The sequence below is a fragment of the Streptomyces sp. NPDC005794 genome, assembly GCF_042871445.1.
GTDB lineage: Bacteria > Actinomycetota > Actinomycetes > Streptomycetales > Streptomycetaceae > Streptomyces.
This window is the reverse complement of record NZ_JBIAIN010000031.1, coordinates 58,922-68,160: the sequence shown is the minus strand read 5'-3', so window position 1 is coordinate 68,160 and position 9,239 is coordinate 58,922. Positions and strand designations below refer to the sequence as shown.

Below are 9,239 nucleotides of genomic sequence, written 5' to 3'. Positions count from 1 at the left end.
CCAACTCCACCTCCTCGATCTCCTCGATACCGACATCGGACAAACCCGCTGGCCACAGACCTGAAACGGTGACCCGCGAAGTCCGGGTCTAGGCTCCCTGGCCCATGGACACCGCCATCCAGCGTTACGCCCGCGCACTCGCCCTCAGCTCCCCCGACCACTACCGGGTGGGTCCGTTCACGGTGCGCCACAATCCCGGCTGGGATCTGAAGTTCGCCAACTACGCCATCCCCGACCAGGGCGCCGATCCCACCGCGCGGGACATCGCCGACCTGGTCGACGCGTTCCGCGCACACGACCGGCTGCCCCGGCTCGAATTCCTGCCCGCCTGGGCACCCGCCGTCGAACCGGCGCTGCTGGCGGCCGGTTTCACGATCGAGAACCGCGCCCCGGTCCTGGCCTGTACCGCCGGCGCCCTGCTCGCGGCCAAGCCGGTGGACGGCCTGCGTATCGCCGAGCCCGTCACCGACGCGGAGTTCGCCTCCGCCGCCGCCGTCCAGCACACCGGCTTTGGCGGCGAGGGCGGCCCCGACGACGGCGAGATCGCCTGGCTGCGCGACGCGACGGAGGGCGGCGGTGTCTCGGGACTGGCCACCGTGGACGGCCGGCCCGCCGGCGCGGGCGGCTGCTCGACCCCAGTCGACGGCATCGGCGAACTCGCCGGACTGGCCGTCGACGACGCCTTCCGCCGCCGGGGCGTCGGCGCGGCGCTCTCCGCCTGGCTGACCCGCACCGCGTTCGAGCGCGGCTTCCACACCGTGTGGCTGGAGCCGGGCGGCCCCGACGTCGAACGGGTCTACGCCGGCATCGGCTACCGCAGGGCCGGCGAGAAGCTCAACATCTCGCTCGACCCCGCCTGAGCGGAAGCAGGACTCAGACCAGCCGCCGCGCCGTCGCCCACCGGGTCAGCTCGTGCCGGTTGGAGAGCTGGAGCTTGCGCAGCACCGCCGAGACATGGGACTCGACCGTCTTCACCGAGATGAACAACTGCTTGGCGATCTCCTTGTAGGCGTATCCCCGGGCGATCAGCCGCAGCACCTCGCGCTCGCGCTGGGTCAGCCGGTCCAGGTCCTCGTCGACCGGGGGCGCGTCCGTCGACGCGAAGGCGTCGAGGACGAATCCGGCCAGCCTCGGCGAGAACACCGCGTCGCCGTCCTGGACCCGGAAGACGGAATCGACCAGGTCGGCGCCGGTGATCGTCTTGGTGACGTAGCCGCGGGCGCCGCCGCGGATGACGCCGATGACGTCCTCGGCGGCGTCCGAGACGGACAGCGCCAGGAAGCGCACCGGATTCTCGACCGCGCCCATCATCGGGGCGCAGCGCCGCAGCACCTCGACACCGCCGCCTCCGGGGAGATGGACGTCGAGGAGGACGACCTCGGGGCGGGTCGCGGTGATCACGGTCACCGCCTGGTCGACGTCGGCGGCCTCGCCGACGACCTCGACCCCGGTCTCCTCGGTGCGGCCGATCTCGGCCTGGACCCCGGTGCGGAACATCCGGTGGTCGTCGACGAGCACGACCCGTACCCGGCGCTCCGGCCCCCCGGTCGCTTCGGTGTTCTCGGTCATTCGCTCGCCCTCTCCATCTCCAGCTCGACTTCCGTGCCCCCGCCGGGCACCGAACGCAGCCGCGCCGTACCGCCGTTGCGCTGCATCCGGCCGATGATCGATTCCCGTACGCCCATCCTGTCGTCCGGGACGGCGTCCAGGTCGAAACCCGGCCCCCGGTCCCGTACGGAGACGAAGACCGTACGGCCCTCGACCTCCGCGTAGACCTGGACGGCTCCGCCCTCGCCACCGTACTTGGCGGCGTTGACCATCGCCTCGCGTGCGGCCTGCATCTGTGCTGCCAGCTTCTCGTCGAGCGGGCAGTCGCCGACGACGACGACCTCCAGCGGGACTCCGTGCTTGTCCTCGACCTCGGCGGCGGCGCGCTTGACCGCCTCGGCGAGGCTCGTCGGTTCCTCGGCCTCCTCCTTGCCGGTGCCCTCCGGGTTGTACAGCCAGTTGCGCAGCTCGCGCTCCTGGGCCCGGGCGAGCCTGCGGACCTCGCCGCCGTCGTCCGCGTTGCGCTGGATCAGCGTGAGCGTGTGCAGGACGGAGTCGTGGACATGAGCGGCGACCTCGGCACGCTCCTGGGCCCGGATGCGCATCAGGCGTTCCTCGGAGAGGTCCTGCGTCATCCGTACGAGATAGGGGCCCGCGAGCAGCGCGATGCCGGTGAGTACGGCGATGGCCGCGGTCAGCGCGGTGCCGAGCTGGGCCGCCGAGCCCCGCACCACCATGAAGGCGGCGAGGCCGAGGCCGACGAGCGCGACACCGGCCAGCCCACGGGCCAGGTGCAGCACCCGGCGGCGGCGGCCGACCTCCATCCAGCGGGCGCGTCGCGCGTTGTCGGCCTGGCGCCACACCAGGACGGAGCCGCCGCCGATCAGGAGCGCCGGCCAGACGTAGCGGTCCGCCTCGCTGCCCATGTCGACGTTGCCGACGAAGACCACGGCGCCGATGAGCAGCGCGACCAGGGCGAACACCTGGCCCTGGTCCGGCTTGCGGAGTCTGCGCCGGCCGTCCGGGGCGGTCTCGAAGAGGGACCGCGGTGTCTCGACCCCGCCGACACCCAGCGGTACGACGATCCAGAACACGGCGTAGAGCAGGGCGCCGATGCCGTCCGCGAAGAACAGTCCGAGGAAGACGAACCGGACCCAGGCGACGGGCAGCCCCAGATGTCCGGCGAGCCCGCGCGCGACGCCGCCGAGCATCCGTCCGTCGGCGCTGCGGTACAGCTTGCGCGGCGCCGGCTCCTCCGGGTCCGGGGGGTGCGAGCTCGGGGCTCTGGTCGTGGCTGCTGGCATGCACCGATCGTCACACGGGCCGGCGGGTCCTGGCATCAGGGTCTGCCCGGACCCGACCCTGAGGGCGGGGACGTACGGGGCCGGGACCGGCAGGCCCCCAGGGGCCTCCGGGAGGCAATATCAGGGATCGGCCAGGGTCGTCGCGGGTCCCACGACGGCGTACGGACCGTCACCATGGAGCCATGACCGTTCCCCAGGACGCCTCCCCCCGCGTCACGCCGCCCCCCGAGCCGGCACCGCGGCTGCGGCGCAGCCCGCGGCAGAAGGTCGTGGCCGGTGTGTGCGGCGGGCTCGGCCGGTACTGCGACGTGGATCCGGTGATCTTCAGGATCGTGCTCGGCGTCCTCGCGGTGACGGGCGGCATCGGCCTGATCTTCTACGGCTTCGCATGGCTGCTGCTCCCCGTGGAGGGCGAGGACGAGAACGAGGCGCGCCGGCTGCTCTCGGGCCGCGTCGAGGGCGCCTCTCTGATCGCGCTGCTGCTGGCCCTGGTGGGCTGTGGGCTGCTGCTGTCGATGCTGCACAACGGCGGGATGCTCGCCTTCGCCGCGATGCTCTCGCTGAGCGTCATCGGCTTCTCGGTCTGGACGCAGCACCGCAGGACGGCCCCGCACCAACCGCCCTACCGCGCGCCGGGTACGACGGCGCAGGCCCCGAAAGGCGCGGCGCACACGGCCGGCCACGGGGCGCCACCCGAGGTGAAGGCGCCGCCCACGCCGGGCAGCCCGTCCTGGTGGCGGGACCCGATCGTCAAGGACGGCACGACCGGTCCGCCGGGAACCGGCTACCTGTGGGGCCCTGCGGACGCGGTGTTCGAAGCCGCGGAGGCCGACAGGAACAGGCCGACGGCGGACGCCCCGTACCGCCCGCCCTACCGCGCGCCGGGCACCCGGGGCCCGCGGTCGATCGGCGGCCTCGTCTTCCTGCTCGCCCTGCTCGCGGGCGGCCTGGGCGCGGGGCTGAGCTGGGAGACGCATCCGCTGGGGACGAGCCTGCAGATCGGCCTCACCGCGGCACTCGGGGTGTTCGGCCTCGGCCTGCTGGTCGCCTCCGTACTCGGCAGGACCGGCTTCGGCACGATCCTGCTGGCCATGATCACGGCGGGGCTGCTGGCAGGAGCTTCCGCCGTCCCGAAGGACATCGGCACCGACTGGATCCGCGAGGAATGGCGCCCGGCCTCGGTCGCGGCGGTTCAGCCTCAGTACAAGCTGGGCACCGGGGTCGCGAAGCTCGACCTGTCCCGGATCACCGTCCCGGAAGCCGACACCCTGCGTACCCGCATCGAGGTCGCAGTGGGCCGCGCGCTCGTCGTCGTACCGGAGGGTGTGACGGTGAAGGTGGACGCCGAAGTGGGTCTCGGTGACATCCAGTTCCCGTCCGATCGGCGCAAGGACGTGGACATCGCCCCCGACCGGCGGGTCCGGCAGACCATCGAACGCCCCGAGAACAGCGAACCCGCAGGCACCGTCGAGCTGGGCGTGGGCCTCGGCATCGGACAGCTGGAGGTCACCCGTGCTGCGTCATGAGATCCGGCCGGGCCGCGCCGTGGCGGGCCTCGTCATGCTGACCCTGGCAGGCGGCTACGCGGCGGACGCGGCGGGGGCCTGGACCATCCCGTGGACATTCGTCGCCCCCGTGTTCCTCGGCGGCCTGTGGCTGGCGGCGACGGTGACCTGGGTGAGCTACCGGCTGCGGCGGCGCCGGGACGGGCGGAAGGCATCGGCGGAGACCTCGGCGGCGCCGGAGCCGTCGCGCGGTGGTTCCACCGATGCGTTGTGAGTGACGTCGGCGCCGGTGGACGGCAGACCCGAGCCGGGGAGTGGGCACGCCGCCCGCCCGTCCGCCGGGAGGGCGGGCGGATGCGGGCGGCGTGAGGCGTCGGCCGGGGAAACGTCAGCCCAGGCCCTGGGCCCGGCGGCGGCGCACGACGAGGACGGTGCCCGCGCCCACGACCACCGCTGCGGCAGCCGCGATCGACAGCGTCGTCGAGGAGGAGCCGGTGGCTGCCAGGCTGCCGCCGGTCGTCGTCGAGCCGTCACCGCCGGTCGTGGAGGAGCCGGCACCACCCGTCGACGAGGACCCGCCGTCGGTGCCGCCGGCCGAGCTGCCGCCCGTGCTGCCCGTCGAGCCCGTCGAGCCGGTCGATCCCGTCGTCGAGCCGGTCGATCCCGTCGTCGATCCGGTCGACCCGGTCGAGCCGGTCGAGCCGCCCCCCGTCACGTCCAGCGTGATGTCGGCCTTGTCGTTGGTCTTGTCGGGGTCGAACGGCCGCGCCTGGGTGCTGAGTGCCACAGAACCCTTGGCGCCTTCCACCTGCTTGTCGATCTTCAACTGGAAGGTGTAGGTCTCGCCCCCGCCCTCGTTGACCCAGCGCTGGCTGGTGCCGCAGACGTACGCCTCGCCCTCGGCCTCGCAGTACCCGTGGGGCTTGACGACCGACGTTCCGGCGGGCGGCGTGATCAGGACCTTGAGGAGCGGGTCCCCCTCCCTGGTCAGCGTCCAGGCGGGCCCGGCGTTGGTGAACTTCGCCTTCAGCGTCACCGTGTCGCCGACGCGGCCCTTCAGGTCGGCGCCCGTCACCTGGTAGTCGGCCGTGTTGACGGAGGAGACCGGCACGTCGACGGCGTCCTCCGTGGCCTCGCCCCCGGCCGGATGCTCCACCAGCTCCACCGCAGGTGCGGTCCCGGCCACCGGCGGCGTGGCGGCATCGTCCAGCCCCGGCTCGGTGTCCCAGACGCTCACGCGCAGGTCGTCGTAGAGCGCACGGTCCAGTGCCTTGATGCCGAGGGGCTTCTCGGGCGTGTAGGCGACGCCGGGCTCCAGCGCCTGGTCGAACGCGCACACCACGTTCGACTTCTCGGTCATCTCGTCGTACGACGGGACCTGGTGCGCCTGGCAGTTGGACGGTATCTCCGCGTAGTCGAGTCCACGGGTGACGGAGTAGACGACCCAGGCCTTGTCGGCGGCCTTGTCGCCCTTGTTCGCCACGGTGACCGGCTGGTCGAAGGTGCTGCCCGGCTTCACCCCGTCGATCGGGGCGATGTTCCCTACGACCAGATCGGCTGCGGCTTCATCGGCGACGGCAGGCGTCGTGCCCAGCGCGATCAGGCCGGCAGCGCTCAGCGCGGCGACAGCGGTGGAGGAGGCACGGCGGATGTGCGGGGAAATCAGCATGGAGAGAACCTCTGCGGAACGCGGGTGAATGGATGGTGTCCTAGGGGGAACTGTCCTTCAACACCCAAGACATCTGTCGGCACCGAACGGTTGCGCGAGCGAGAGGCGGCACTTGGGCCCTGGGGCGGCGCGGGCCACGGGTGCACCAGGCGGGGGTATCGGCCCGCGGCATCGGAGAAGTGCCCCCAGGGGACTGTCTCCTGAGGGCACCACCCGCTCGTCGGCGTTCCCGCCGCGTCGTTCCGCACGTCCTTCTCAGCCCCTGCCCGCCGACGGCCCACGCCGCACCTGGAACCGCCCGCCCCCTCGGCTTCCCCTCAAGGCGTCCAGCGACCAGTAGGGCGCCCCGGCCAGCAGCAGCGGCAGCCAGGCAACGAGGTAGACCAGGTCGTTGCCGTAGTAGTAGGGCTCGGTCTGCCAGCTCACCGTCAGCCACAGGCTCAGCGAGATCAGCGCCCCGCCGAGCGCCGCGAGCCGCGCCCACAGGCCCGCCAGGGTGCCGAGGCCGACGAGGAGTTCGCCGATCGCGATGGCGTAGCCGAAGCCTTCGGGGCTCTTCAGAGCCAGGTCGACGAGGCCCGGGACCGCCGCGCTGTCGCGTACGGCGTTCATCGTCTCGCCGACGGAACCGGTGCCGCTCGCCGACAGGAACGCGCTGTCGGTCAGCTTGTCGAGCCCCGCGTAGACGAACGTGACGCCGAGGAAGATCCTCAGGGGAAGGAGCGCGTACTGCCGTGCGCGGTCCCGGAGACCTCTCGGCTCGTCCAGTCCGTAGGAACCGCCCCTGTACCCATGCATCGCTGCCCCGCCTTCCGTTGGCCCTTCAACAGACCATACGTACGCCGGTTCGATGCCGCTCACCAGGGATACGGGTCAGTCCGTGACGTCGATGCGGCAGGAATTCGTCTCCACGCCCGCAGCCGTGACGACCTGCACCTCCACGGCGCCGGGTTCGACCTCGACGGGCACCGGCACGGTGAGCACCGTGTCCGCCGGGTTGGCGAACCCGCCGGTGACCGGGATCAGGGGGACGTGCACATGCACCGGGCCGATCCTGACGACCACCCGTGCCAGCCGGTCGGGGCTGCCCGCGCCGGGCGGGACGAATCCGGCGCCGCGGATCTCGATGTCGTCGCCGGTACGGATCGAGGCGTCCAGATCCCCGGCCTCCCGGGCGCGGACGACCGAGAGGATGACCGGCCGGCCGCCCTCCGCGTACTTCCCGGCGAAGTACGTCGCCGTCGAGACGGCCACCAGGACCGCCAGGCCCCACGGCAGATCCGGCAGCTGCTCGGGGCGGCGGGCCAGGCGGACCGCGGCGAACAGCACGGCGACGGCGCTGACCAGCACGTACTGCACATCGGTGAAGCTGCCGCGCCCGGAGTCGTCGGTCAGCAGATCGGCGGCCCGCGGCCGGTCGGCGCGCAGCTTCTGCAGTCGCTGGCCCAGCACGCGCACGGTCACCACCCGGCGTACCAGGACGGCGACGGCGCACACCAGCGCGAGCACGGTCAGCACGCCGGCCGAGCGGACCAGGTCCAGGCCCTCGATCAGTGCGTCGCGGTCGGCGTGGTCGGACGCCCCGGCCAGTTGCAGCGCGAGGACGAGCACGGCGAAGACGGCGAGCAGTACCCAGGAAGCGGCGACGGCGCGCGAGGTGGAGAGCCGGTTGTCCTCCCCGATCAGCGGGGCGAGGAGGCCGCCGCGTGCCCGGTGGACGCGGGCGGCGCCGGTCAGCAGGCCCGCCGTGACGAGTGCGGCGATCAGGCCCGCGGTGCGGGCCGTGGACCAGCCGGCGCCGATGGCGGTCACGGCCTCGCCGATGACGAGCAGGGCGACGCCGCCCCAGACGACCACGAGAGTGCGTACCCAGAGCGTGTGGAGCCAGGCGTCACCGGCCTCACGGCTGCGCGCCGCGACGGTGCGGGCCGACTCGGTCAGCTCGTCCGACACCCACTGCCGGGACGCGGACACGGACTGGGCGACCCCGCCGGGCAGCCCCTGCCCGGAGGCGAGTTCGTCCCGCTTGGTGAGGAAGGCCGCCACCGCGCGCCGGTGTCCTTCGCGTGCTCCGTGCGGGCAGTCGCCGCACGTACAGCCACCGCCGTGCGCACTTCTCGCCCTAGCCTCGTCCAACGCCACGGAGAACGCCGCCCTTTCCCGCCCCGGTCCAACCAACTCGCCTCTGATTTCTGCGAATTGTGCCGTACGGGGCAGCTCCGTCCCACATCGGGGCGGCCCGGGGGCGCCTGCTGCACGGATGTGCGATTGTCAGGCGCTGAGCACGAGGTAGGCGAGGCCCAGCGTCCCGCGATATCCGCCGTAGTAACCGGTGCGGCGGGCGTCGACGGCCTCGGTCACCGCGGCGTGCAGCCGGTGTCCGGGGTTGGCCAGGGCCCAGCGCTCGCCCCGGCCGATGTTGGCGGCGGACTCGAAGAGGTCCCACTCGCGCTGGTCGGCCACGGTCACCTGGAGCGGCCGGAGCCCGGCCGCCTCCGCCTGCCGGATCAGGTCCAGGAGCGAGCCGAAGTCGTCCGGCTCCGCGCCGAGGCCCTCCAGCGCGGCGGGTGACGGCTCACGCTCCCAGAACCCGTCCGCGAACAGCACCCGGCCACCGGGACGTACGGCGGCGCGCAGGGCCTTCAGCGCCTCCGGGGCGCCGCCGGGCCAGGCATGGGCGGCTCCGATGGAGACGGCGAGGTCGTAACCGTCCCCCGGATACCCGGCGGCGGGTGCCTCGTGGAACCGCACCCGGTCGGTGAGCCCGCGCGCCTCGGCGAGACGCAGACCTCGCGCGACGGCTTCCGGGTCGGTCTCGACGCCGTCCCCGGTGGACCCGGGCGCCGCCTCCACCAGGCGCATCAGCAGCTCACCCCAGCCGCTGCCGAAGTCGGCGATCCGCGCCCCGGGGCCGGGGGCGCAGGCCGCGATCAGGTGGGCGGCGTGCTCCTCGGACAGCGGGGTGTTCCACGTGAGCCCGTCGTTGCCGGGGGCGGACATGAGGGCGCGGACTTCTTCGGCATGCATGGTGGTGCACCATGCCACGGGCCAGGAGGGAGTTCCACCGAATTCGGCGCGGGCGCCGGCTGATCGCGTCGGATCGACGTCCAGCGGGAACGGAACCGTCAGGGTGAGCGCGTCACGGTGGATGTCGCCTGCCCGGTGCGTACGACGATGCCGCCGCCCAAGCGAATGAGCGACGGCATCGGCAGA

The 9,239-nt window shown here is 72.8% G+C and carries 9 protein-coding genes; 3 read left to right on the top strand and 6 right to left on the bottom strand.

The genetic code is table 11. From position 1 onward, the window contains the following. The first annotated feature begins 104 nt into the window (after positions 1-104). Positions 105-860, top strand: a complete 756-nt coding sequence (locus tag ACFYQ5_RS34240) for a GNAT family N-acetyltransferase (protein ID WP_389203289.1) — start codon at positions 105-107, stop codon at positions 858-860. Positions 861-873: 13 nt separating this feature from the next. Here ACFYQ5_RS34240 and ACFYQ5_RS34235 read toward each other — a convergent pair whose 3' ends face one another. Further along, positions 874-1,569: a response regulator transcription factor gene (locus ACFYQ5_RS34235; RefSeq protein WP_103516958.1), complete on the bottom strand. Its 696-nt coding sequence runs from the start codon at positions 1,567-1,569 to the stop codon at positions 874-876. Continuing rightward, complete coding sequence (locus ACFYQ5_RS34230; protein WP_389203285.1) at positions 1,566-2,852, bottom strand: PspC domain-containing protein; 1,287 nt, start codon at positions 2,850-2,852, stop codon at positions 1,566-1,568. The genes ACFYQ5_RS34235 and ACFYQ5_RS34230 overlap by 4 nt, the downstream gene beginning before the upstream one ends. Before the next feature lie 182 nt (positions 2,853-3,034). Here ACFYQ5_RS34230 and ACFYQ5_RS34225 point away from each other — a divergent pair, with 182 nt between their 5' ends. Both ACFYQ5_RS34225 and ACFYQ5_RS34220 read left to right on the top strand, forming a co-directional pair. Then, the gene (locus ACFYQ5_RS34225) at positions 3,035-4,378 is read left to right on the top strand and encodes a PspC domain-containing protein (protein WP_389203284.1); all 1,344 of its coding nucleotides are present in this window, start codon (positions 3,035-3,037) and stop codon (positions 4,376-4,378) included. After that, entirely contained in the window at positions 4,365-4,631 is a 267-nt protein-coding gene (locus ACFYQ5_RS34220; protein ID WP_389203283.1) for a hypothetical protein, read from the top strand. The genes ACFYQ5_RS34225 and ACFYQ5_RS34220 overlap by 14 nt, the downstream gene beginning before the upstream one ends. 114 nt (positions 4,632-4,745) lie before the next feature. Here ACFYQ5_RS34220 and ACFYQ5_RS34215 read toward each other — a convergent pair whose 3' ends face one another. The 4 genes from ACFYQ5_RS34215 to ACFYQ5_RS34200 form a co-directional block, all read right to left on the bottom strand. Then, complete coding sequence (locus tag ACFYQ5_RS34215) at positions 4,746-6,026, bottom strand: LPXTG cell wall anchor domain-containing protein (RefSeq protein WP_389203281.1); 1,281 nt, start codon at positions 6,024-6,026, stop codon at positions 4,746-4,748. Positions 6,027-6,281: 255 nt separating this feature from the next. Beyond that, entirely contained in the window at positions 6,282-6,824 is a 543-nt protein-coding gene (locus ACFYQ5_RS34210) for a DoxX family protein (protein ID WP_389203279.1), read from the bottom strand. 75 nt (positions 6,825-6,899) lie between these two features. Beyond that, positions 6,900-8,168: a hypothetical protein gene (locus tag ACFYQ5_RS34205; RefSeq protein WP_389203277.1), complete on the bottom strand. Its 1,269-nt coding sequence runs from the start codon at positions 8,166-8,168 to the stop codon at positions 6,900-6,902. Positions 8,169-8,297: 129 nt separating this feature from the next. Then, positions 8,298-9,053 carry an SAM-dependent methyltransferase gene (locus tag ACFYQ5_RS34200; protein ID WP_389203276.1) on the bottom strand — a complete coding sequence of 252 codons (756 nt, stop codon included), beginning with the start codon at positions 9,051-9,053 and terminating at the stop codon, positions 8,298-8,300. Between the last annotated feature and the right edge of the window lie 186 nt (positions 9,054-9,239).

Bases quoted from the DNA above. Each gene is read 5' to 3' on its own strand.
- ACFYQ5_RS34240 (WP_389203289.1), top strand. From the start codon at position 105: ATGGACACCGCCATCCAGCGTTACGCCCGCGCACTCGCCCTCAGCTCC.
- ACFYQ5_RS34230 (WP_389203285.1), bottom strand. From the start codon at position 2,852: ATGCCAGCAGCCACGACCAGAGCCCCGAGCTCGCACCCCCCGGACCCG.
- ACFYQ5_RS34225 (WP_389203284.1), top strand. From the start codon at position 3,035: ATGACCGTTCCCCAGGACGCCTCCCCCCGCGTCACGCCGCCCCCCGAG.
- ACFYQ5_RS34200 (WP_389203276.1), bottom strand. From the start codon at position 9,053: ATGCATGCCGAAGAAGTCCGCGCCCTCATGTCCGCCCCCGGCAACGAC.
- ACFYQ5_RS34215 (WP_389203281.1), bottom strand. From the start codon at position 6,026: ATGCTGATTTCCCCGCACATCCGCCGTGCCTCCTCCACCGCTGTCGCC.
- ACFYQ5_RS34235 (WP_103516958.1), bottom strand. From the start codon at position 1,569: ATGACCGAGAACACCGAAGCGACCGGGGGGCCGGAGCGCCGGGTACGG.
- ACFYQ5_RS34210 (WP_389203279.1), bottom strand. From the start codon at position 6,824: ATGCATGGGTACAGGGGCGGTTCCTACGGACTGGACGAGCCGAGAGGT.